A 21,708-nucleotide genomic window follows, 5' to 3' on the forward strand; every position below is an offset into this window, starting at 1 on the left:
CCAGGTTCCCCTGATACGGTACTCAGTACCAGCCGGTAGTGGAAGCCGGGTCGCACGCGACCGCTCCCGGGCTGAGCACAGCGCGGCGAGAGGTGATCGGATGCCAGCGAAGCCGGCCAGGCAGCGGCTGACCGAAGCCGCCTTCGCGCTGTTCGAGGAACGCGGCTACGACGCGACCACGATCGAGGACATCACCGAGCGGGCGGGCGTCGGCCGGACCACGTTCTTCCGCGCGTTCCGCTCCAAGGAAGAGGTGATCTTCCCGGACCACGAAATCCTGCTGGGCGCGATCGGCAACCGGCTGGACGGCGCGGACCCGCGGACCGCGCTGGTCGCGGTCACCGAGGCCGCGCGGCTGGTGCTGCGGCACTACGTCGCGGAGGGCGACCTCGCACTGGCGCGTTACCGGCTGACCCGCAGCGTGCCCGCGCTGCGGGCGCGTGAGATCGCCGGCACCCAGCAGTACCAGCGGCTTTTCCGCGAGTTCGTGCACCGCTGGCTGGGCGGCGGCGAGAGCACCGCGCTGCGGGCCGAGCTGCTGGCCGCGGCGGTGGTCACCGCGCACAACCACGTGCTGCGACGCTGGTTGCGCGGGCAGAGCACGAACCCGGAAGCCGAGTTCGACGCCGCGATGGCGGACACCGTCGCGGTGTTCGGCACGCGTGCGGACGAACCGGGTACCACCGTGATCGCGTTCCGCACCGGCAAGGACCTCTCCGCCGTGCTGCCCGGGCTGCGCCGGCTGCTCGGCGACGAGGGCGTGCCCGGCTGATCAGTCCACAGTGGACGGAGTTCGGCGGGGAAACCACGGCACGACGGGCGAAGTGCGCCGCTGGTAGTCCGCGTACTCCGGGTACCGGCCGCGGGTGATGCTCTCGGTGAAGATGGTGGAGCCGAGGAACAGCAGCGTCAGCAGGATCGCACCGGCCACCGTCCAGGTGAGACCGCCGCCCGCGGCGACGCCGATCCCGGCCACCAGCCACCACTGCGCCTGTTCGAAGAAGAAGTTCGGGTGCCGCGAGTACCGGAAGAGCCCGGTCTGGCGGAACCGCGGATCCGGGGTGCGCCCGGCGGAGCGTTCGGCCGCCTTCCAGCGGTGGAAATCCCACTGCTGCTGATCGGCCACGGTTTCGCCGGCCAGGCAGGCGAGGAACGCGACCGCGAGCACCACGTCGGCCACCCCGAACGGTGTCCGGTGCTCGAGCGCGGTCCACGCGGGCAGCGCGATGAGCAGCAGGATCACGTTCTGATACAGCGTGATGAAGAAGAGGTTGAACAGCTGGAACTGCCAGGGCGCCATCCGCTCCCGCAGGATCGCCCAGCGATAGTCCTCGCCCCCGCGCGCGTAGCCGCCCTTGCGGCCGTAGTTGAACGTCAGCCGCGCGCCCCACAGGGCCACGAGCACGAACAGCACGTCCAGCCGGACGTCGGCGAAACCCGCGTGGCCGGCGAAGATCCCGGCGTAGGCGACCGGGACGAGCGACCAGATCCGGTCCACCCACGAGTACTCCCGCGTCAGCACCGAGAGCAGCCAGCAGACGAGGCACACCGCCGCGAAAACCCACAGGCAGACCTGGAACGCGCTCATGTCCGGTGACTCTACTGTTCGCCCGGGACGAGCGGCGATCAGCTCGCCTCGCCGCCGACTGCCGTTCACGCGCCGGTTCCGACCGCCTGTTTCCGCCACGCTCCGGGCGCGCAACCCTCGCGACGCAGGAAAACGCGGCTGAGCGCGGTGCCGGTCCGGTAACCGGTCCGCTCGGCGATCTTCTGGACGCTGAGTGAGGTGTCGCGGAGCAGGACCTTGACGCGGTACAGGCGCCACGCGGTGAGGTAGTCCAGCGGGGTGTCGCCGGTCTTTTCCTTGAACCGGGCGGCGAACACCGACCGCGACATCCCGGCGACCGCCGCCAGTGAGCCGACCGTCCACGGGTGGTCGAGCCGGCCGTGGAGCGCGGTGATCGCCGCGGCCAGCTGCGGGTCCCGCAGCGCCGCGATCCAGCCGATCGTGCCGCTGCCGACGTCACTGCACCACGCTCGCAGCGCCTGCACGAACAGCACGTCGGACAGCCGCCCGGCGACGAACCCGGCGCCGAGGCCGTTCGCCGCGGTCTCACGGGCGATGAGGTCGAAGGTCGCGCGCAGCAGCTGCCCGGTACTCGCGTCCGCGGACACGCGGAACACCGGCGGCAGCAACGCGAACAGCGTCTCGGCCGCCACCGCGTCGAAGGTGAACCGCACGGAGACGATCTCGGTGAGCTCGCCGTCGCCACCGGCTTCGACCACGGAGCCTTTCGACCCTTCGCAGCCGACGAGCGGCCGCCCGGGTGCGTCCTGCAAGGCGAACTCGACACCCGCGCGGACCAGGAAGCAGTCGTTCTCGCCCAGCTGCTGGGGCTCGGCCTGCCCGTCGCTCGTGAGCAGGCACGAACCCCGGGTGATCAGCAGGAGCCGGGCGACCTGCCGGGCGGGGAAAGCCACGCCCCACGGCGTTCGCGCGACCACGCGCACGTACCGGGTCTCCTCGATCCGCATCGTGGTCAGCAGGTCGTTCACCTGCGGGGTCGCCATCGCAGCTCCCGGACGATCGGAACCGAATCTCAGACAGAATGCTACTGAACGTCCGGATGGCGCGAATTATGGTCGAGGCATGCCTCCCCCACGAGCACTCCGCACGCATGCCTTCGAAGTCCAGGATGACGGCGCTCCGCTGGTCGCCCGCGAGCGCGAAGTGGCGGCGCCCGCCGCCGGACAGCTCACGGTGCGGGTCCGGGCCAGCTCGCTCAACGCCCGCGACCTCCCGATCACCACCGGCCGCTACTCCCGCCCGGTACCGCCGGGGCGGGTGCCGCTCTCCGACGGCGCGGGTGTCGTCGAAGCGGTCGGCGACGGGGTGACGCGGTTCCGCACCGGCGACCGCGTGCTGAGCAGCTTCCACCCGAACTGGATCTACGGCCCGCTGCCCGGCTGGAACAACCTGTACGGACTGCAGCTCGACGGCTGGCTGACCGAGCGCATCACCGTGAGCGAGCAGAACGTCGTCGCGGTGCCGGACCACCTCTCGTTCGAGGAGGCGGCCACGCTTCCGTGCGCTGCCCTCACCGCGTGGTCGGCTCTCGCCGGAACCGGAGCCGGCCACACCGTGCTGCTGCAGGGATCGGGCGGCGTTTCGGTCTTCGCCCTGCAGTTCGCGCGGCTCTTCGGAGCGCAGGTCATCGTCACCACCTCCAGCGCCGAGAAGGGTGCCCGGTTACGTGAACTCGGCGCGTCCACCGTCCTCGACCGCACCCGGTTCCCCGACTGGGGAAAGCGAGTGCGCGAGCTCACCGACGACCGCGGCGTCGACCTCGTGGTCGAAATCGGCGGTGCCGGCACGATCGCCCAGTCCCTCACCGCCCTCGCCTACGGCGGGCGCATTTCCCTCGTCGGCAACCTCGCCTCGGGCGAAGGCATGGACCTCACCCGGTTCCTCCAGCGCGGTGCCACCCTGCGCACCATCACCGTGGGCAACCGCGAGGACCTGGAACAGCTGGCCCGGACGATCGGACTGCACCGCCTCCGCCCCGTCATCGATCGCGTTTTCCCGTTCGAGCAAGCACCTCTCGCGCTCGAGTACTTCGCCCGCCGGTCACGGGTCGGCAAGGTGGTGATCAGCCACTGACCCGGTTCCGGCGGCTCCGCAGCCTGTCCGAGACCGTCACGGGAGGCCCGCGGAGAGTGCGGCGGCCAGCTGATCGAGCCGCCCGAAGGCGCGGGCCATGCCCACATGGTCTGCGTAGTCGCGTGATTCGACGATGAGGCCGTCCCGCACTCGCGTCACGAAGATACACGGCACGCTCACCGCACGGCCGAGTACCGAACCGACGTAGCTGAACTCGAACACGACCACCTCCGGATCGGCGGTCTCGTGCACCTGCCCGACGGGTGCGAACCGCTCAGCTCCGCGTAGCAGGGCTGCAGCCCCGGCGAAGTGCCGGCGCAGCTCGGCCCGGGTCCGCAGCGGAGTGTCCCCCAGCGGCGCGAACAGGTGCCGGACATCGGTGCGCTCGGCGTACCAGCCGGCCAGGTGGTCGAGTTCCGCCCGCTCGTCCTGTTCGGAGAGAGCGCTGGCGGCCAGGCGGCTGACCCCGGCGGCGACGGCACGGACGACTTCGGCCGGCGTGGACGGCTGCGGCATGGCATCCTCCCAGAAAGCGGAGTCTAGACTTCGGTACGATACCGAAGTCTCGACTCCGGTTAAGCTCGCGTCAAGTCCCGACCGGAAGATCCCGACCAGAGGAGAGAGCCGCATGCGGCAGGACGCACAGGAGAACCGTGAGCGGATCCTGGCCGCGGCCGAGGAGGTCTTCGGGGCGCACGGGGCCGCCGGGTCGACCGAGGAGGTGGCCCGGCAGGCCGGGGTCGGCATCGCCACGGTCTTCCGCCACTTCCCGGCCAAGGAGGATCTGGTCGAGGCGGCGCTGCTGCGTCATTTCGACGGGCTCGCCGCACGGGTCCGTTCGCTCGCCGCCGGTCCGGATCCGGCCGCGGCCTGGGACACCCTCGTCCGGACCATGATCGGGACCGGAGCCACGAAACTCACGCTGGCCTCGGCGCTGCCCGGCTCCGGAGGTTTTCCGGACCGTGCTGTCGCCGCGTCGAACCGGGTGAAGACCGCGGTCGGCGAGGTACTCCGCCAGGCACAGGAGCACGGTGCGGTGCGCTCTTCGGCCACGATCGAGGAGGTCTACCTGCTCATTCGCGCACTGTCCCAGGCGTCGGCGACGATGCAGATCCGGCGCGACACCTTGGATCGTGCCGTCGACGTCGTGCTCGCCGGGCTCTCGCAGCCGGCCGGCTGACGTGCGCCACCGCTCTGCTCACAGCCGGTTTCCGGTGCGCGACGGTAACGGCACCGTCGTCGCACAGGCCATTGTGGACGGTCCGCGGCGCGGCAGCACGTCGGGTCGCGGCAGCCGCAGCGGCACCGTCGACGGGTGGTACTCGAAGTGCCACCATTCGTTGTCGTAGCGGCGGTACAGCCGGTAAGCCGCGCCGTGGCGTTCCAGCCAGGCCGCACCCTCGGCCGGGCGCACGTCGAGTGCGGTGCCCGCCACGTGCGCGGACTCCCCCGGCGGCAGCACCCGCCTGCGTGCGGCGGCGACCGATCCGGTGCGCGCGGTCTCCGCGGTGAAGAGCCGGTGCTGTTCGGCCGCGTCGCGGTGCCCGGAGGTGAGGCCGACCAACTGGCCGTCCCGCCAGAACGCCTCGGCGCGAGCCGCGGTGAACGCCGCGCGGACCGGCGGGGCCAGGCCGGCCAGGTCCTCGGCCGGGAACCGCAGCGCGAGGGCCCACTGGCAGGCCAGGTGCCGGCCACGGCCGGGCGCCCGGACGAAGGCTGCCGGGAGCAGCAGCACGCCGAGCAGCCGGGTGATCGCCGCGAGCAGCCGGGGACGGAGCAGGAACCGGATCATGTTGACCACAGTCGGGCACCACTATGCGCGCCCGGTGCACGCGATGTACGCACTGCCCGACAGCTCGGTAACAGCTCTGTGACAGCCGCCGTCCGTTACCGGCTCATGACACTCCGCGGACGGCGCGATGAGGCCGGACCGGAACGCTGTCCGGTGGTGTCCGCTGTGGACTGTCCGGGAGCCGGGCGGGCGGAGGCCGGCTACCGCTGCGATAGTGAGGACCATGCCTCGGGTGCTGCTCATCGAAGACGACCAGGCCGTGCGGGAGGGCCTGCAGATCGCCCTCACTTACCAAGGCCACACCGTGGACGCCGTGGACAGCGGGGAACAGGGCCTGGCCCGGCTGGCCGGCGACGCGGCCGACGTGGTGGTGCTCGACCTGATGCTGCCCGGGATGGACGGGTTCGAGGTCTGCCGGCGCATCCGCGCGTCCGGTGACCTGCCGATCATCATGCTGACCGCGCGCAACGACGACATCGACGTGGTCGCCGGCCTCGAAGCCGGCGCCGACGACTACGTCGTCAAACCCGCGCAGGCCCGGGTGCTGGAGGCCCGGATCCGCGCGGTGCTGCGGCGCAGCGCGGCCGAACCGCGCCAGGCCGGCGCAGCGAAGCCGGAACCGGAACGGCACGGCGACCTCATCATCGACCGCGACGGGCTCGTCGTGCGCAAGCACGGGCAACCGATCGCGCTCGCGCCGACCGAACTGCGCCTGCTGCTCGAACTCTCCGCCTCGCCGGGCCGGGTGTTCAGCCGCCAGCAGCTGCTCGAATCGGTGTGGGATCAGGGATATCTCGGCGACTCCCGGCTCGTGGACGCCTGTGTGCAGCGGCTGCGCTCGAAGATCGAGGACGATCCCGCCGCGCCGGTGTACGTGCAGACCCTGCGCGGGTTCGGCTACCGCTTCGGCCCGCTGTGAAGCACTGGCGGCATTGGCAGCACTGGGGACTGCGGGCGCGGCTGCTGCTCGCGTTCGCACTGGTGAGCGTGGTGACCGCGGCCGCGGTCGCCGGGATCGGCTACGGGCGGGCGCGGGACGCGATCGTGCAGCGCGCGCAGGACAACGCCGCGATCGAGATGACCAACCAGATCCGGCAGTTGTACCCGGTGCCGACCGACGACGCGTACGAGGGCAGGCTGGCCACGCTCGTGGACAAGATGAACGGGCGGTCGAACTCCGCACGCGTGTATCTCGGCGACCGCAGCGCGGGGAACATGCCCGAGTCGGCGATCACGCCGGAGCTGCGGCAGAAGGTGGCGTCCGGGCGGGTCGCCTGGCAGCGGGTCGACCTGGGCGGGGTCACGTTCCTGACGCTCGGCTCCCAGGTGCGGATCACCGGCGGCTCGGACGCCGAATCGTCGAGCCCGTCCGGGATCGAGGTCTACGAGCTGCGGGACTTCAGCGGCGAGATCGAGACCATCGACGGTCTCGCCCGCGACGCGTGGCTCATCGGCGGCGCCGCGCTGCTGCTGGCCCTGCTGCTCGCGGTGCTCGCCGCGCGCAGCGTGCTGCGGCCGGTGCAGGAGCTGCAGCGCGCGGCGCACCGGCTCGGCGAAGGCGATCTCGACACCCGGCTCACCGTGCGCGGCGGCGATGAGCTGGCCGCGGTCGCCGGCACGTTCAACTCGACCGCGGAATCCCTGCAGCAGCACGTCGGCGAGCTGCGCCGGATGGAGGCCGACGCGCGCCGGTTCGTCGCCGACGTCTCGCACGAGCTGCGCACCCCGCTCGCCGCGATGACGGCGGTCACCGACATGCTCGACGCCGAGGCGGGACGGCTGCCCGGGGTGTCCGGCCAGGCTGTGCGGCTGGTCAGCCGCGAGACGCACAACCTGACGCGGCTGGTGAACGACCTCATCGAGGTCACCCGTTTCGACTCCGGCACGGCTTCGCTCGCCCTCGACGACATCGACGTGGCCGAGGCCGTGCGCACCACCCTGCGCACCCGCGGCTTCACGAATTCGGTGCACGCGGAGCTGCCGGACGGCATCCGCGCCCGGGTGGATCCGCGCCGGCTGGACGTGATCGTGGCCAACCTCGCCGGCAACGCACTGCGGCACGGCGCCGAACCGGTCACCGTGCGGCTGACCGGTGACCCGGCCGGGATCACGATCGAGGTCGCCGACAGCGGCCCGGGACTCGACGAGGAGGTGCTCCCGCACGTGTTCGACCGGTTCTACAAGGCCGACACCGCACGCAGCCGTTCCGAGGGAAGCGGGCTCGGGCTCGCGATCTCCTGGGAGAACACCCGCCTGCACGGCGGACGGCTGACCGCGGCCAACCGCTCCCCCGCGGGCGCGGTGTTCACGGTATGGCTGCCCCGGAACCCCCGGAACACGGAGGCGGACCAGTGAGCGACGGGCGCGAGCGGGCGGCGGTGAAGCAGGCACCGGCCGGATCGACGCCGGGGCGTGGACCGGCCGAGCGCGGGCACGTGCGAATGAGGCGAGCACTCGCCGTGCTGGCCGTCGCGGCGGTGCTGGTCACCGGGTGCGGGGTGCGGCCGAGCGGGGTGATCCCGGGGCTGGAGGCGCCGAGCGGTCCGGCGGTGCCCACCGATGCGTCCTCGGGCACACCCGAGGTCACGCTGTACTTCGTGCGGGACGGAGCGGTGGTTCCGGTGGTGCGATCGGACATGACGGCGCCCGCGGCGGGTCTGGTCACCTTGCTCGCCTACGGGCCGGAGGACACCGAACGCGCGAAGGGCCTCCGCACCGAAGTGCCGAGAGCGGCCGTGCCCGCCACCGTCACGACGTCCGGCACGAGCGTCCAAGCGAATCTGAGCACCGACGTCGCCACATTGCCGCCGGACGCGGCCGAACAGCTCGTCTGCACCTTGCTCGCCGCTACCAGCCGGGCCGGCCACAGCAAGGTCACCCTGCGCGGCGGAGGTCACTTCCTGCCCCCGCAGTCCTGTTCCCTCTGAACGCTTCCGGCACTGCCGCGGCTTCATCGCGGGGGCGGCTTCATCGCGGGTGCGAAGACCACGCCCAGCACGCACAGCACGATCGGCAGCGCGAACGTGACGTTGAGCGGCATCCAGTGCGCCAGCCCGCCGATCACCGCCGGGCCGGCGAGCAGGCCGAGGTAGCCCAGGCCGACCACCCGGGCCATCAGCGCGCCGGACGCGCGGGTGTCCAGGTTGCCGGCCGCGGTGAACAGCTGCGGGACACCGCCGGAAAGACCCAGCCCGAACACTGCCCACCCGGCCAGCGAGAGCGGCACCCACGGCGCCACCGACGCCACGGTCAGCCCCACCGCGGCGAGCGCGCAGCCGTAGCGGACCACCGCGACCGGGCCGGCGAACGCCGAGACGCGGTCGGTCGCGAACCGGCCCACCGTCATGGCGACCGCGAACGAACCGTAGGCGAGCGCCGCGGTGCTCTCCGAAGTACCCAGCCCGTCGCGCAGGTACAGGGCGGCCCAGTCGTTCGCGACGCCCTCCGACAGCATCAGGGCCAGCGCCAGGATCCCCAGCAGCCACACGGTCCGCGCCGGGATCCGCCGGCCGCCATTGTCCACAGTGGCCGCTTCCGCCGGGCCTGCCGGGGCGGCCAGCAGGAACCGGCTCGCCAGTGCCATCACCGCAGCGCACAGCAGTCCGGTGCCGCCGAGTGAGACTTCGGTGGGCACGCCGGCGCCGAGCACCGCGGCACCGACCACCGCGGCCAGCGCACCCCCGATCGACCACATCGCGTGGAACGCCGCCATGATCGGCCGCGGGTAGGCCCGTTCCACGACCACCGCCTGCGCGTTCATCGACACGTCGAGCGAACCGTTGGAGAACCCGAAGGCCACCAGGGTCAGGCCCAGCGTCCACCAGTTCACCGCCAGTCCGGGCAGGGTCACCGCCACGCCCAGCAGGATCCCGGCGACGGGCACGATCCGGTGGTTGCCGAACCGGTCGGCCAGCGGTCCGGAGATCTGCATGCCGGCGAGCGCGGCGGCGCCGAGCACCAGCAGCAGCGCGCCCAGCGTGGTGTGCGAGATCCCGGTGGCATGCTCCACCACCGGGATGTGCACGACCCACATCCCGACCGTGAACCCGTTGATCGCGAACACCGCCCACGTCGCGGCGCGGGCGGCACGCGGTGGCGCGGCGGTCTGTCCGGCGGGTGGGGACACCTCGGTCATCGTCCTCGATTCTCCTGCTGCGGGCGGGTCCGCCCGATGGTCGCACGCCGGGTCCCGGCGTCGGCAGCGGTTTCCACGCTGGGGCATGATGGGCGGGTGCACGCCGCCGAGCCGACCGCCCTGCCGTGAGCGGGGGCTATCCGAAGGGCCGGATCCGCCGGGAGGACCTGATTTCGGCGGCCGCCGTGGTGTACGGCGAGGCCGGCTACCACGGCGGCTCGCTGCGGGAGATCGCGAAACGCGCCGGGATCAGCCACGCCGGTCTGCTCTACCACTTCCCCACCAAGGAAGCGCTGCTGGCCGCGGTGCTCGAACGGCGGGACGCCGAGGACGCCGACCGCGAGCAGCTCGGTGTGCCGCCCGGGCTCGAGGTGCTGCGCCGGTTCCTGACGCTGGCCGAGCACAACGCGCGCCATCCCGGCATCGTCGACCTGTACTCGCGGCTCGCGGCCGAGGCGGTCACCCCCGGCCATCCCGCACACGAGTACTTCGAGCGCCACTACCGGGACGCCCGCCACCGCGTGCGGGACTCCCTGCGCGTGCTCGCGGACACCGGCGAGCTGCGTCCCGGCGTCGATCCCGACGAGGCGGCGCTCGCCTTCATCGCGCTCATGGACGGCCTGCAGGTCCAGTGGCTCACCACCCCGTCCGAGGTGGATCTCGCCGGCGCGCTCCGCGGCTTCCTGCAAACGCTGCTCACAGTTCCGCTGCAGCCCTGAGCGCCGGTCGTCTCACAGGGTGCGCGCATGCGGGTCCCAGTCGCCGGGCAGCGCGGGCGGCACCCGCGCCGTGCTCGTCAGCTCCACGGAGTGGCCCCGGGTGATCGATTCGTCGAGCGACAGCATCGCGTCCAGCACGTGGAAGGCCAGGTCCCCGGACGACCGTTCGGGCACCCCGGCCCGGATCGCCCTGGCCAGCTCCAGCACTCCGGTCCCACGCGAGGCGGCGTGCCCGAGCGCGGGCAGCGTGTCCGGTTCGGCTGTCCCCGGCAGGTGCAGCAGGGTCGTGCCGTCGAACCGGTTCGGATCGGGCAGCACCGCGGTGCCGAGCGTTCCGGACACCTCGAGGAAACCCACGCGGAGCAACGCGGAATCGAAGCTCAGCACCAGCTGCGCACTGCCCCCGCCGGCGAATTCGATCAGCGCGGTGACCGTGGTCGGGACGGTCACCGGGAATTCCGTGCCGGCGCGGGGGCCGGAGCCGATCACCCGGGTCTCGCGGGCCCGCCCACCGGCGGCGGTGACCTTCCGGATCGGGCCGAAGACCGTGACCAGTTCGGTGAGGTAGTACGGCCCCATGTCCAGCAGCGGTCCCCCACCGGTGCGGAACAGGAATTCCGGGGCGGGATGCCAGCTTTCCGGCCCGGGGGTCTGGAACAGCGCGAGTGCCGTGCGCGGCTCGCCGATCCGGCCGGCCTCGATCGCCCGCCGCGCGGTCTGCAGCCCGGCACCCAGTACGGTGTCCGGCGCGCTCGCCACGCGCAATCCTTTGTCCCGCGCCGATTCCAGCAGCTTGGCCGCGGACTCCCGGTCGAGCGCGAGGGGTTTCTCCGTCCACACGTGCTTTCCCGCGTCCAGCGCGGCCAGCCCGACCTCCACGTGCGCGGCCGGGATGGTCAGGTTCACCACCAGCTCGATCGCCGGCTCGGCGAGCAGCTCGGCCACCGTCCCCGCGCGCGACACGCCGTGCTTGTCCGCCTGCGCGCGGGCGCGGCCGACGTCCAGGTCGGCGATCGCGTGTACCCGCGCGTCCGGGAACGTGGTGAGGTTCGCCAGGTAGGCATCGCTGATGACGCCCGCGCCGATCACGCCGACGCCGACCGGCCCGCCGGTCACCGCGCGGCACCGGTGAGGTAGGCGAAGCTGCCGGCGATGCCCTCGAACACATCTCCGTCGTACTGGTCGAACTCCACGACGCGTAACGCCTCCGGCGCCGCGGCCAGCACTTCGGGCAGCGGAATCCGGCCCTGCCCCGCGGGGACCTGACCGGTCGCGTCGGTGGCCAGCGAACCGTCCTTGACGTGGATCGCGTGCACCCGCCCGCCCAGACGGCGCAGCAGCGCCGGCGCGTCCTCACCGCCGGCGGTGGCCCAGTACGTGTCGACTTCGAGCACGATCTCCGGGTCCAGCTGATCGGCGAACAGCTCGAACGCGCTGCGGCCGTCGATCCGGTTTTCCAGCTCCCACCAGTGATTGTGGTAGCCGACGCGCACGCCGTGGCGCTGCGCGAGTTTCGCCGCCGCGTTGAGCGCCTCCGCGGTGGCCGAGACGCCGGCGGGGTCCTGCCACAGCTCGGACGGCACGAACGGCTCGACCACCACGCCGATGCCCAGCTCGCGTGCGGTGGCGAACACCGCGTCCTGGTCCGCGCCGATCAGACTGGCGTGCGCGGTCGGGGCCCGCAGCCCGTGTGCGGGCAGGCCGGCGCCGAGTGCCTCGGCGTTCTCCACCACGCCGTACGGCTCGACCGCGGTGAACCCGATCGCGGCCAGCCGCCGCAGGACCTCGGCCGGATCGGCCGCGAAGGCTTCGCGGACCGAGTACAGCTGCACGGAAGGCTTGCCCATTCCCGCTCCTTGGGTGGTCGTGCCGGAGAGGCGTCCGGGAACAATCCCTACCACCTGGTCAGAATTGACACCAGGCGTCGAGCACCGGGTTCACCCGCGATGACGCGTGGCTCAGGACGCGGCCAGGTCCTTGTGGTAGACGAGAAGATCGCACGGCACGGCGAGCAACGGGGCCAGCTGCGGGAAGTCCGCGTCCAGCGTCGACTTGCCCACCACGCCGTAGCCGAGCCTGCGGTACCAGCGGTCGAGGAATTCCTTCGCCGGATGCGTTCCCTCGCGAGGGACGAGCAGTTCCAGCTGCATCCGGCGGTGCCCCGCGGCCCGGCCGCGCTCCTCGGCGAAGCGCACCAGCTCCCGGCCGAGCCCGGTGCCGCGCACCGCGGGCGCGGCGGCGAGCAGGCCGAACTCGCCGGTGCCGGCATCGAGGCTGCGCACCCGGGCACAGCCGACGACGCGACCGCCGAGCCGGGCCACCGCGATCTCCCCTGCCGCCACGAACCCGGCGATCTCCCCGGGCGCCGTGCGATCGGCCGAGCCCGTCCACAGTCCTTCCTCGGAGTGGGCGTAGACAAGGTTGATCAGCGTGCTCACCGCGGCCACCAGCGCGGCGTCCCCGGCCGCCGACGGAGGCAGCAGCGTGATCTCCGGAGCAGTCAACGGTTCCTCCTGCCGGCTGCCCGGCCGTCAGCTCGCGGCCGGATCGGAGGCGCCAGGACGGGCCTCGCCGAACCCACCGTAGCGACCCGCTTTCGCCCGCCTGCGCACCTCGTCGAAGTGCCGGTGCACGGCCGCCTCCGCGGCGTCGGGATCCCCGCTGACGAGCGCGTCCACGATGGTCTGGTGCCGTTTCGCGGTACTCGCGGTCGAGGCCGGGCCGCCCAACTCGGCTTCCGCGACCCGGTAGACGTCCCAGAACAGCCCGGTCAGCTCGCGGGCCAGGTCGAAGCCGGCTTCGGCGCAGATCAGGTCGTGGAACTCGCGGTCCGCGACGGCCGCGTCCGGTCCCTTGCGGCGCATCCGCGCCACCCGTGCGGCCAGCTCGCCGATCAGCTCCGGCCGGTGCTCGCGCGCGACCCGGCGGGTCAGCTCCGTCTCGAGCATTTCGCGCACCTCGAGCAGGTCGCGCAGCCGGCCGGCGTCGGTCGCGCCCCGGGTCCGGGTGCGAAACAGCAGCCAGGTCTGCAGGGCCTCCGAACCCGCGGACCCGACGAAGGTGCCGTAGCCGTGCCGCACCTCCACGATGTCCAGCGCCTGCAGTGCCTTCACCGCCTCCCGCACGGAATTGCGGCTGACGCCGATGTCCTCGGCCAGGCTCAGCTCGGTCGGCATCGGCGCACCCGGCGGCAGTGCCCGGTCGACGATCAGGTCGATGATCCGCTTCGTGATCTCTTCACTGCGTTGGGGGCGCGCCACCACTGTCTCTCCCGGAGTCCTGTCCACTGGCACGGTCCCTGACACGTTCCACTGGCCCACTGCCATTACCGGACATCCTACGTCATGGCGCGCGAATTCCCCTTGACCGGCGGATCCGCTCGGCCTACAGTTCGGCGCAGTCCTAGGACATCCCACGTCCTACTTCTGGGGTTGCACCGGCGGGCGACGCTGCCCGCCAGTCAGGAGACTCGATGTCCCGATCCACCACGGGGACCGGTCCTTCGTTCGACCGCCGTGCGCTGCTGCGCTACACGGGGCTCGCGGCGGTGGCCTTCTCGCCCGCGCTCGCGGCGTGCGGCGGCCCGCCGTCGACGATCAGGGTCGGCAATTCCGCCGATCTGATCACCGCGGTGATCGGCTACGGCAACAACCAGTCGTGGGATCCCCTGCAGACCGCCTCCGCGTTCTCGATGGCAGGGTTTCTGCACAGCTACGAATCCCTTGTCGAGGGCGATCCGGTGAGCCGCGAGCCGTACGCGGGACTGGCCAAGGCGCTGCCGGCCGACCTGCGCGGCACGCGCCTGCGCTTCGAGCTGCGTCCGGGCGCGAAATGGCACGACGGGCAGCCGGTACTGGCCGACGACGTGGTGTTCACCTACGCGCGCGTCCTCGATCCGCAGGAGAACGTGCTCATCCACAGCTTCTTCTCGCAGTGGCTGACGCAGGTGCGCAAGGTCGACGAACGGGCCGTGGAGTTCGTGCTGAAGTTCCCGTTCTCCTATGCACTGCAACGTATCCAGATGTGCAAGATCGTGCCGAAGCACGTGTTCGAGAACAACTGGGGCGCGGCCGCGGCGGGCACGGTCGTCGGCTCCGGGCCGTACCGGGTCAGCGAGCAGGCACCGTTGTCGCACACCGTGTTCGAACGGTTCGAGGACTACAACGGCCCGCGCCCGGCCGCCTACCGCAAGATGATCTGGAAGTCCGTGGTGGATTCGGCGCCCCGGGTCGCGGCGGTCTCCGGTGCCCGGCCGGACGCGCAGATCGTGGAGAACATCCCGCCGGCCAACGCGGATCAGCTGCGGGCGGCCGGGCGCACCGTCGAATTCGCCGACGGCGGGAACAACCTGTACCTGATGTTCAACACCGCGCACGCGCCGTTCGGGGACCGGCGCGTGCGCCAGGCCCTGCACTACGCGATCGACAAGGAGAAGATGATCGAGATCGGGCTGCGTGGCGCGGGCAGCCCGGGCACCTCGTTCATCAACCCGGAACTGCCGCAGTCCCAGCCCGCCGCCGAGGACTTCCGCCACGACCCCGCCAAGGCGAAGAAGCTGCTCGCCGAGGCCGGCGTCACCAACCTGCGGATGTCCCTGTCCACCACCAACACCTCGCTCGTGCTCGACTGCGTGAAGGTGATCAAGGAGGGCTGGGACGCGATCGGCGTGCAGACCACTTTGGACTCCCAGGACACCAAGGCGCTGTTCTCCAAACTGGACAACGGAACCGACTTCCAGGCCGTGGCCACCACGGCCAACGCCATGCAGTTCGGCAACGACCCGGATCTGCTGATCCGCTACTACTACGACGCGCAGTCGCTGATGATGACCGAGTACGCCCGCTGGACCGGCGCGGACGCCCAGGCCCTGCTCACCCTGCAGGACCGGGCCGCCGCCGAGACCGACGACACGAAGCGGTCCGCCCGGTACCGGCAGCTGCTCGACCTGATCTCACGGGAGGCGGTCATCTACCCACTCGTCTTCACCCGGATGGGCACGGCGTGGGATCCGCGGGAGATCTCCGGTGTGCGGGCCCAGGGCTATCCCGGGATCAACCTCAACCAGGCCGAACCCGCCTGACCCCCACCCTCCCCTGATTGCCTGCGCCGGTGAGAAACCGGCGCAGGCACTCACGAGGCAGCTAGTACTCCAGCCGGACTTCGTGATCGGGGCTGGTGGGGGGGTGCCTGGAGATGGGTGCGGCCGACAGTTGATCATGGTTGGTTGTGTGGACTTCCCAAGATCGCCTGACGGCCGCAGGTGTGAGCATAGACCCTGTCCGGTGGCGGGCGATGTTCGATGAGCTCATGGGGCGGATCGCGGGCCGGTTCGGGCGGGTCGAACCGCGTCGTGGGGCGGAGAAGTTGTTGCTGGGGTTGATGTCTGAGTTGCCGCGGAAGAATTGCTGGACCATCGCCGAGTATGTCGGGGACCCGAGCCCGGACAGGTTGCAGCATGTGCTGGCGCGGGCGGTGTGGGACGCCGACGCGGTACGCGACGACCTGCGTGACTACGTGGTCGAGCACCTCGGTGAGACTGACGCGGTCCTGATCGTGGACGAGACCGGGGATGTGAAGAAAGGCAGCCACACGGTCGGGACGCAGCGCCAGTACACGGGCACTGCTGGGCGGATCGAGAACTCCCAGGTCGCGGTCTATCTGACCTACGCCACCACCGCGGGACACGCCTTCGTGGACCGGGCCCTGTATCTGCCGAAGTCCTGGACCAGCGACCCCGAACGCTGCCACGCGGCCGGAATCGACGAGAACATCGCGTTCGCGACCAAACCGGCGCTGGCCACCGAGATGATCGCCCGCACCCTCGACGCCGGAATCACGGCGTCCTGGGTGACCGGCGACGAAGTGTATGGCGCCGACCCGCACCTGCGCACGGAACTGGAACACCGTGGTGCCGGCTACGTGCTGGCCATCGGACGCGACCGCCGCGTCGCGACCGGAGTCGGCACCTTCCGCCCCGACGACCTCGCGGGACGGCTGCCGAAACACGTGTGGCAACGCTTCTCCGCCGGTGCGGGCGCGAAAGGACACCGCTACTACGACTGGGCCCTGATCGACATCGACCCTGACACCACACCGGCGGGACACCGGTGGCTGCTGATCCGGCGCAACCGCCGCACGAAAGAACTCGCGTTCTACCGCTGCTTCGCAGCCACTGCCACCGCGCTGCCCGTTCTGGTGCGGGTGGCCGGAACCCGATGGCGCGTCGAGGAATCCTTCCAAACCAGCAAAGGACTCACCGGACTTGACCAGCACCAAGTCCGCCGCTGGACCTCCTGGCACCGCTGGACCATCCTGGCGATGCTCGCCCACGCCTTCCTCACCATCGTTGCCGCCACCGAGCGCACCCGGCAAGCGACCTCGACCGACTGGATTTCCTTGACCTGCAACGAAGTCCAGCACCTATTCGCCACACTCGCCATCACACCGATCACCGACATCGCGCACCGACTACGCTGCTCGATCTGGCGCAGACAACACCAATACCGAGCACGGCAGGCCCACTACCAGCGACAAGCCACCCGAGAACCATGAACATCACGATCTACGGCTGGAGTACTAGGAGAGTCCACTGTGCTCGTCGTCGTCCGGATGCTGGCCGGCCGCATCCTCGCTCTGATACCGCTGCTGCTCGGCGTGATCCTGTTCGTGTTCATCGTGATGCGGTTCTCGCCGGTCGATCCGGCACTGGCCGCGTTCAACGGGGCCAACGCCACGCCGGAGCAGCTGCAGCAGTTCCGCGCGGCCAACGGCCTGCTCGACCCGCTTCCCCTGCAGTACGTGCACTTCGTGTGGCATCTGCTGCAGGGCGACTTCGGCACCAGCGTGATCACCAAGGAGCCGGTGGGCCAGACCATCGCGACCGCGCTCCCGCTGACCGTGCAGCTGACCCTGCTGGGGCTGGTGCTCGCGCTCGTGCTGGCCCTGCTGCTGGGGGTGACCTCGGCACTGTTCCGCGGCCGCTGGCCGGACCACCTGATCCGGGTGGTCACCCTCGCCGGGGTGGCCGCTCCGGCGTTCTGGATCGCGCTGCTGCTCGTGCAGTGGCTAGCGGTGGGCAAGGGCCTCTTCCCCACCAGCGGCTACATCAACCCCCGCGATTCGTTCTCCGGCTGGCTGAACGCGCTCACCCTGCCCGCGATCTCGCTGTCGCTGCCGGTGGCCGCGCAACTGACCCGGGTGATCCGCACGTCGATGGTGGAGGAACTGGACAAGGACTACGTGCGCACCGCGCGCGGCGGCGGGCTGCCGCCGGTGGTCGTGGTGGGCCGCAACGTGCTGCGCAACGCGCTGGTCACCCCGCTCACCGTGCTGGGCCTACGCATCGGCTACCTGCTCGGCGGCGCGGTGGTGATCGAGACGATGTTCGCACTGCCCGGGATGGGACAGAACATGATCCAAGCGGTACAGGACGGGGACACCGCCAAGGTGCAGGGCTTCGTGATCACCATCGCGATCGCCTTCGTCCTGGTGAACCTCGTGGTCGACGTGCTCTACCTGCTGGCCAGCCCGCGCCTGCGGAGCCGGTCGTGATGCGCCCCGTGCTGCGCCCGGGCCTGACCGCCCGGCTGTCCCGGCCCGGCATCCGCTTCCGGCGGCTACCGCTGTCCTCGTGGCTCGCGCTGGCCGTGCTGCTCGTGCTCGTGCTGACCGCGGTGGCCGGCGCCCTGTTCGTGACGCACGATCCCGACGCGCTGAGCACCGACACCGGCGGGCCGAGCGCGGCGCACTGGTTCGGCACCGACCAGTCCGGCCGCGACATCTTCTCCCGGCTCGTGGCGGGCACCCGGTGGTCGCTGGCGATCGGCCTCGGCGCCACCGTGCTGGCCCTGGTCGCCGGGACGGTGCTCGGCTCGTTCGCGGCGACCACCGGGCGGCGCACCGACTCCGTGGTGATGCGGGTGCTCGACGTGCTGATGGCCTTCCCCGGGGTCGCGCTCGCCGCGGTGCTGGTCGCCGTGTTCGGCCGCGGCATCCTGGTGCTGATCCTCGCGATCGGGTTCCTCAACATGGCGCCGGTGGCCCGCGTGGTGCGGGCGAACGTGCAGGCGCAGTACGGCGAGGACTACGTGGCCGCCGAACGGGTGCTCGGCGCGAAGCGGCTGTTCATCCTGGCCCGGCACGTCGCGGTCAACTGTGCCGCGCCGATCCTGGTCTACTGCACGGTGACGGTGGCCGACGCGATCGTGTTCGAGGCTTCCCTGTCGTTCATCGGCGCGGGGATCCAGCCACCCAACCCGTCCTGGGGATCGGTGCTGTCCGACGGCAAGGACCTGGTGCTCACCGGCGGCTGGTGGGCCACGCTGTTCCCCGGCCTGCTGATCCTGATCACGGTGCTGGCGCTGAACATCCTGTCCGAGGGGATTTCCGACGCCTGGGCCGCGCCGCCCGCTCGCACCGCCAAGGCGGGTGAGGCCGCGCAGCTGGTCGAGGAGGCGGCCACGAGCACCGCACCCGTCCTGCCGCTGCGCGGGCTCCGCGAAGCCGGGGAACGGTTGTCGGCCAAAGCACGCGACCTCTCCGCCCGGCCCGCGGTGCTGGAGGTCGACCAGCTCACCGTCTCCTTCCCGGAGCGGCACCGGGGCGTACGGGTGGTCGACGGCGTGTCGTTCACCGTGCGGGCCGGGGAGGTGCTCGGCCTGATCGGCGAATCCGGCTGCGGCAAATCGCTGACCGCGCTGTCGGTCATGGGTCTGGCACCGGAGGGGGCGTGCCTGGGCGGCGCGATCCGCTTCGCCGGCGAGGACCTGCTGACCATGAAGCCCGGCACCCGGCGCCGGCACCTCGGGCACGACCTCTCCATGGTCTACCAGGACGCGCTCAGTTCGCTGAACCCGGCGATGACGATCCGCGCGCAGCTCAAGCAGTTCACCCGCCGCGGCGGCACCCGGAGCCCGGCGGAGCTGCTGGAGCTGGTGAACCTCGATCCGGACCGGACGCTGCGGGCGTACCCGCACGAACTGTCCGGCGGCCAGCGCCAGCGGGTGCTGATCGCGATGGCACTTTCGCGCAGCCCGAAGCTGATCGTGGCCGACGAGCCGACCACCGCGCTCGACGTGACCGTGCAGGCGCAGATCATCGCGCTGCTGCTGCGGCTGCAGGAGGAACTGGGTTTCGCGCTCGTGCTGGTGTCCCACGACCTCGCGCTGGTTTCCGACGTCGCGGACCGCGTGGTCGTGATGTACGGCGGGCAGGTGGCCGAAAGCGGGACGACCGCGCAGGTCGTCGGCTCGCCGCGGCACCACTACACCCGCGGTCTGCTGAGCGCGGTGCTGTCGCTGGAGGAGAACGAAACCACGCTCACCCAGATCAAGGGCGTCGTGCCCGCTCCCGCGGACTTCCCGCCCGGCTGCCGGTTCGCGACCCGGTGCCCGGCCGCGCGTGGACACTGTTTCGAGGTGCAGCCCGAAACCCGCGGTGACGGCCACGAGGTGGCCTGTCACTACCCGGCCGAAAGCACGTCGCCCGCGGTGGCGGAAGGAGCGCAGGCATGAGCCTCGTGGAAGTCGAAGGCGTGCACGTGGTGCACCGCGTCCGCGGCGCGAGCCTGTTCGGGCACGAGCAGGTATATGCGTTGACCGACGTGGGCCTGGCCATCGAAGCGGGCGAAACCGTCGGCGTGGTCGGGGAATCCGGGTGCGGCAAGTCCACTTTGGCCAAGGTGCTGGTCGGGCTGCAGAAGCCGGCAGAGGGCACGGTCCGCTACTCCGGCGCCCCGCTGAGCGCGCTGCGCCCGATCGAACTCGGCCGCACGGTCGGCATGGTGTTCCAGGACCCGGCCACCGCGCTCAACCGGCGGCTGCCGGTCGAGAAGATCCTGCGTGACCCGCTCGACGTGCATCACGAAGGCACTGCCGCACAGCGGGCCGAGCGGGTACGGGAGCTGATGGGCCTGGTCGGGCTTCCCGGCAGCGTCGCCGACGCGCTGCCCTCGCAGCTTTCGGGCGGGCAACGTCAGCGGGTGGCGATCGCCCGCGCGCTCGCGCTGCGCCCGGCGTTGCTGGTCGCGGACGAACCGACGTCCGCGCTCGATGTGTCGGTCCGGGCGCAGATCCTGAACCTGTTGCTGGATCTGAAGGAGCGGCTCGGCCTGGCGATGGTGTTCGTGTCCCACGACATCCAGACCGTGCGGCGGATGAGCGACCGGATCGTGACCATGTACCTCGGCCGGATCGTCGAGCAGGCGCCGGCCGGGGACCTGCCCGGGCACGCGCACCATCCGTACACGCGGGCGCTGTTCTCCGCCACCCCGAGCCTGCTGCATCCGGTCGAGCCGATCGTGCTGAGCGGGCCCGTTCCATCGGCGACCGCGCCACCGCCCGGCTGCCCGTTCCACACCCGCTGCCCCCGGGCCACCGCCGAGTGCTCGGCCGCGCTGCCCCCGGTGGACGGCACGGCCGGGCACACCTACCGCTGCATCCATCCCGAGATCCCGACCGGAGTGAACGCCTCATGACCGCGCCGAAATTCGCCGGCATCATCCCGCCCCTGTGCACCCCGCTGCACGACGACTTCACGGTGGACACCGCGTCCTTGCGGCGCCACATCGACTTCCAGCTCGAGGCCGGTGTGCACGGGGTCTTCGTGCTCGGCTCGTCGAGCGAGGTCGCTTTCCTGCCCGACCGGCAGCGGCAAGTCGTCATCGAAACCGCGGTGGACCAGGTCGCCGGCCGGGTACCGGTGCTGGCCGGCTGCATCGACATGACGACCCTGCGGGTGGCCGAGCACCTGAAGACGGCCGAGGCCGCCGGCGCGGACGCGATGGTGGTGACCGCGCCGTACTACACCCGTACCCACAGCGCGGAGATCGACCTGCACTTCCGGTTGCTGCACGACGGGACCGAGCTGCCGATCTTCGCCTACGACATCCCGGTCGCGGTGCACACGAAGCTCGACCGGCAGCTGGTGCTGGCCCTGGCCGCGGACGGGGTGCTCGCCGGGGTCAAGGACTCCAGCGGCGACGAGGCCGGATTCCGCTTCCTGCTCAAGGGACGCCGGGAGCGTGGGCTCGATTCCTTCGCCGTGTTCACCGGATCCGAACTGCTCGTCGATTCCGCGCTGGCGCTGGGTGCCGACGGCGCGGTACCCGGCCTCGGGAACGTCGATCCGGCCGGCTACGTGCGGATCCACGACCACTTCCGCACCGGTGACACGGCAGCCGCCCGTCGCGAGCAGGAACGGCTGCTGTCCCTGTTCGGCATCACCGACGTCGCACCACCTGCCCGGATGGGCCGCGGCTCGGCCGCGCTCGGCGCGTTCAAGGCGGCGATGAAGATGCGCGGTTTCATCGACAACGCGGTGACCGCACCTCCGCAGCTGCCGCTGAACGCCGAGGAGCTGTTGCAGATCAAGGAAAAACTGGCGGAATCGGGGTTGCTCTGAG

The 21,708-nt window shown here is 71.2% G+C and carries 22 protein-coding genes; 13 read left to right on the plus strand and 9 right to left on the minus strand.

What is annotated here, in order from left to right:
* Positions 1-100 precede the first annotated feature (100 nt).
* Complete coding sequence (locus tag BJY18_RS08710) at positions 101-772, plus strand: TetR/AcrR family transcriptional regulator (RefSeq protein ID WP_184779259.1); 672 nt, start codon at positions 101-103, stop codon at positions 770-772.
* Here BJY18_RS08710 and BJY18_RS08715 read toward each other — a convergent pair whose 3' ends face one another.
* Together BJY18_RS08715 and BJY18_RS08720 are read right to left on the minus strand one after the other, a co-directional pair.
* Positions 773-1,588, minus strand: coding sequence for a DUF1295 domain-containing protein (locus BJY18_RS08715; protein ID WP_184779261.1), 816 nt, complete (start codon positions 1,586-1,588; stop codon positions 773-775).
* 65 nt (positions 1,589-1,653) lie between these two features.
* Positions 1,654-2,571: an AraC family transcriptional regulator gene (locus BJY18_RS08720; protein WP_184779263.1), complete on the minus strand. Its 918-nt coding sequence runs from the start codon at positions 2,569-2,571 to the stop codon at positions 1,654-1,656.
* A 79-nt stretch (positions 2,572-2,650) separates the two neighbouring features.
* Here BJY18_RS08720 and BJY18_RS08725 point away from each other — a divergent pair, with 79 nt between their 5' ends.
* Positions 2,651-3,661: a zinc-dependent alcohol dehydrogenase family protein gene (locus BJY18_RS08725; RefSeq protein WP_184779265.1), complete on the plus strand. Its 1,011-nt coding sequence runs from the start codon at positions 2,651-2,653 to the stop codon at positions 3,659-3,661.
* Between the two features lie 36 nt (positions 3,662-3,697).
* On the opposite strand, the gene BJY18_RS08730 is transcribed toward BJY18_RS08725, so the two are convergent.
* Entirely contained in the window at positions 3,698-4,177 is a 480-nt protein-coding gene (locus tag BJY18_RS08730; protein WP_184779267.1) for a nuclear transport factor 2 family protein, read from the minus strand.
* A 112-nt stretch (positions 4,178-4,289) separates the two neighbouring features.
* Between BJY18_RS08730 and BJY18_RS08735 the strand changes: the two genes are divergently transcribed.
* Complete coding sequence (locus BJY18_RS08735) at positions 4,290-4,841, plus strand: TetR/AcrR family transcriptional regulator (RefSeq protein WP_184779269.1); 552 nt, start codon at positions 4,290-4,292, stop codon at positions 4,839-4,841.
* 18 nt (positions 4,842-4,859) lie between these two features.
* Here BJY18_RS08735 and BJY18_RS08740 read toward each other — a convergent pair whose 3' ends face one another.
* Positions 4,860-5,453 (minus strand): D-alanyl-D-alanine carboxypeptidase family protein, encoded by a 594-nt coding sequence (locus BJY18_RS08740; RefSeq protein WP_184784511.1) that lies wholly within the window; start codon positions 5,451-5,453, stop codon positions 4,860-4,862.
* 223 nt (positions 5,454-5,676) lie between these two features.
* Here BJY18_RS08740 and BJY18_RS08745 point away from each other — a divergent pair, with 223 nt between their 5' ends.
* The 3 genes from BJY18_RS08745 to BJY18_RS08755 are packed head-to-tail and all read left to right on the plus strand — an operon-like array spanning position 5,677 to position 8,380.
* Positions 5,677-6,372 (plus strand): response regulator, encoded by a 696-nt coding sequence (locus tag BJY18_RS08745; RefSeq protein ID WP_184779271.1) that lies wholly within the window; start codon positions 5,677-5,679, stop codon positions 6,370-6,372.
* Entirely contained in the window at positions 6,369-7,808 is a 1,440-nt protein-coding gene (locus BJY18_RS08750; protein WP_184779273.1) for an ATP-binding protein, read from the plus strand. The genes BJY18_RS08745 and BJY18_RS08750 overlap by 4 nt, the downstream gene beginning before the upstream one ends.
* Positions 7,805-8,380: a hypothetical protein gene (locus BJY18_RS08755; RefSeq protein ID WP_312873795.1), complete on the plus strand. Its 576-nt coding sequence runs from the start codon at positions 7,805-7,807 to the stop codon at positions 8,378-8,380. The genes BJY18_RS08750 and BJY18_RS08755 overlap by 4 nt, the downstream gene beginning before the upstream one ends.
* Before the next feature lie 23 nt (positions 8,381-8,403).
* Here the strand turns inward: BJY18_RS08755 and BJY18_RS08760 are convergent, their stop codons facing one another.
* Positions 8,404-9,588, minus strand: a complete 1,185-nt coding sequence (locus BJY18_RS08760) for an MFS transporter (protein WP_184779275.1) — start codon at positions 9,586-9,588, stop codon at positions 8,404-8,406.
* Between the two features lie 125 nt (positions 9,589-9,713).
* Here BJY18_RS08760 and BJY18_RS08765 point away from each other — a divergent pair, with 125 nt between their 5' ends.
* On the plus strand, positions 9,714-10,307 hold the full coding sequence (locus tag BJY18_RS08765) for a TetR/AcrR family transcriptional regulator (RefSeq protein WP_184779277.1): 594 nt from the start codon (positions 9,714-9,716) through the stop codon (positions 10,305-10,307).
* Positions 10,308-10,319: 12 nt separating this feature from the next.
* On the opposite strand, the gene BJY18_RS08770 is transcribed toward BJY18_RS08765, so the two are convergent.
* The 4 genes from BJY18_RS08770 to BJY18_RS08785 form a co-directional block, all read right to left on the minus strand.
* The gene (locus BJY18_RS08770) at positions 10,320-11,423 is read right to left on the minus strand and encodes a Gfo/Idh/MocA family protein (RefSeq protein ID WP_184779279.1); all 1,104 of its coding nucleotides are present in this window, start codon (positions 11,421-11,423) and stop codon (positions 10,320-10,322) included.
* Positions 11,420-12,154 (minus strand): sugar phosphate isomerase/epimerase family protein, encoded by a 735-nt coding sequence (locus BJY18_RS08775; protein WP_184779281.1) that lies wholly within the window; start codon positions 12,152-12,154, stop codon positions 11,420-11,422. Before BJY18_RS08775 ends, BJY18_RS08770 begins: the two co-directional genes overlap by 4 nt.
* Positions 12,155-12,265: 111 nt before the next feature.
* Positions 12,266-12,811 carry a GNAT family N-acetyltransferase gene (locus BJY18_RS08780; RefSeq protein ID WP_184779283.1) on the minus strand — a complete coding sequence of 182 codons (546 nt, stop codon included), beginning with the start codon at positions 12,809-12,811 and terminating at the stop codon, positions 12,266-12,268.
* Positions 12,812-12,838: 27 nt separating this feature from the next.
* Complete coding sequence (locus BJY18_RS08785) at positions 12,839-13,567, minus strand: FadR/GntR family transcriptional regulator (RefSeq protein ID WP_184779285.1); 729 nt, start codon at positions 13,565-13,567, stop codon at positions 12,839-12,841.
* A gap of 212 nt (positions 13,568-13,779) precedes the next feature.
* Between BJY18_RS08785 and BJY18_RS08790 the strand changes: the two genes are divergently transcribed.
* The 6 genes from BJY18_RS08790 (at position 13,780) to BJY18_RS08815 (ending at position 21,707) form a co-directional block, all read left to right on the plus strand.
* The gene (locus tag BJY18_RS08790; protein WP_184779286.1) at positions 13,780-15,387 is read left to right on the plus strand and encodes an ABC transporter substrate-binding protein; all 1,608 of its coding nucleotides are present in this window, start codon (positions 13,780-13,782) and stop codon (positions 15,385-15,387) included.
* A gap of 212 nt (positions 15,388-15,599) precedes the next feature.
* On the plus strand, positions 15,600-16,859 hold the full coding sequence (locus tag BJY18_RS08795) for an IS701 family transposase (protein ID WP_446680338.1): 1,260 nt from the start codon (positions 15,600-15,602) through the stop codon (positions 16,857-16,859).
* Positions 16,860-16,898: 39 nt separating this feature from the next.
* Positions 16,899-17,858: an ABC transporter permease gene (locus BJY18_RS08800; protein WP_184779289.1), complete on the plus strand. Its 960-nt coding sequence runs from the start codon at positions 16,899-16,901 to the stop codon at positions 17,856-17,858.
* On the plus strand, positions 17,858-19,819 hold the full coding sequence (locus tag BJY18_RS08805) for a dipeptide/oligopeptide/nickel ABC transporter permease/ATP-binding protein (RefSeq protein WP_184784513.1): 1,962 nt from the start codon (positions 17,858-17,860) through the stop codon (positions 19,817-19,819). The genes BJY18_RS08800 and BJY18_RS08805 overlap by 1 nt, the downstream gene beginning before the upstream one ends.
* Positions 19,816-20,781 (plus strand): oligopeptide/dipeptide ABC transporter ATP-binding protein, encoded by a 966-nt coding sequence (locus BJY18_RS08810; protein WP_184779291.1) that lies wholly within the window; start codon positions 19,816-19,818, stop codon positions 20,779-20,781. The genes BJY18_RS08805 and BJY18_RS08810 overlap by 4 nt, the downstream gene beginning before the upstream one ends.
* Positions 20,778-21,707: a dihydrodipicolinate synthase family protein gene (locus BJY18_RS08815; protein ID WP_184779293.1), complete on the plus strand. Its 930-nt coding sequence runs from the start codon at positions 20,778-20,780 to the stop codon at positions 21,705-21,707. Before BJY18_RS08810 ends, BJY18_RS08815 begins: the two co-directional genes overlap by 4 nt.
* Position 21,708 lies beyond the last annotated feature (1 nt).

Origin of the sequence: Amycolatopsis jiangsuensis (assembly GCF_014204865.1) — a bacterium.
Taxonomy (GTDB): Bacteria; Actinomycetota; Actinomycetes; order Mycobacteriales; family Pseudonocardiaceae; genus Amycolatopsis; species Amycolatopsis jiangsuensis.

Bases quoted from the DNA above. Each gene is read 5' to 3' on its own strand.
- BJY18_RS08795 (WP_446680338.1), top strand. From the start codon at position 15,600: ATGTTCGATGAGCTCATGGGGCGGATCGCGGGCCGGTTCGGGCGGGTC.
- BJY18_RS08790 (WP_184779286.1), top strand. From the start codon at position 13,780: ATGTCCCGATCCACCACGGGGACCGGTCCTTCGTTCGACCGCCGTGCG.
- BJY18_RS08740 (WP_184784511.1), bottom strand. From the start codon at position 5,453: ATGATCCGGTTCCTGCTCCGTCCCCGGCTGCTCGCGGCGATCACCCGG.
- BJY18_RS08805 (WP_184784513.1), top strand. From the start codon at position 17,858: ATGCGCCCCGTGCTGCGCCCGGGCCTGACCGCCCGGCTGTCCCGGCCC.
- BJY18_RS08745 (WP_184779271.1), top strand. From the start codon at position 5,677: ATGCCTCGGGTGCTGCTCATCGAAGACGACCAGGCCGTGCGGGAGGGC.
- BJY18_RS08760 (WP_184779275.1), bottom strand. From the start codon at position 9,588: ATGACCGAGGTGTCCCCACCCGCCGGACAGACCGCCGCGCCACCGCGT.
- BJY18_RS08810 (WP_184779291.1), top strand. From the start codon at position 19,816: ATGAGCCTCGTGGAAGTCGAAGGCGTGCACGTGGTGCACCGCGTCCGC.
- BJY18_RS08710 (WP_184779259.1), top strand. From the start codon at position 101: ATGCCAGCGAAGCCGGCCAGGCAGCGGCTGACCGAAGCCGCCTTCGCG.
- BJY18_RS08725 (WP_184779265.1), top strand. From the start codon at position 2,651: ATGCCTCCCCCACGAGCACTCCGCACGCATGCCTTCGAAGTCCAGGAT.
- BJY18_RS08730 (WP_184779267.1), bottom strand. From the start codon at position 4,177: ATGCCGCAGCCGTCCACGCCGGCCGAAGTCGTCCGTGCCGTCGCCGCC.
- BJY18_RS08735 (WP_184779269.1), top strand. From the start codon at position 4,290: ATGCGGCAGGACGCACAGGAGAACCGTGAGCGGATCCTGGCCGCGGCC.
- BJY18_RS08775 (WP_184779281.1), bottom strand. From the start codon at position 12,154: ATGGGCAAGCCTTCCGTGCAGCTGTACTCGGTCCGCGAAGCCTTCGCG.
- BJY18_RS08720 (WP_184779263.1), bottom strand. From the start codon at position 2,571: ATGGCGACCCCGCAGGTGAACGACCTGCTGACCACGATGCGGATCGAG.
- BJY18_RS08715 (WP_184779261.1), bottom strand. From the start codon at position 1,588: ATGAGCGCGTTCCAGGTCTGCCTGTGGGTTTTCGCGGCGGTGTGCCTC.
- BJY18_RS08815 (WP_184779293.1), top strand. From the start codon at position 20,778: ATGACCGCGCCGAAATTCGCCGGCATCATCCCGCCCCTGTGCACCCCG.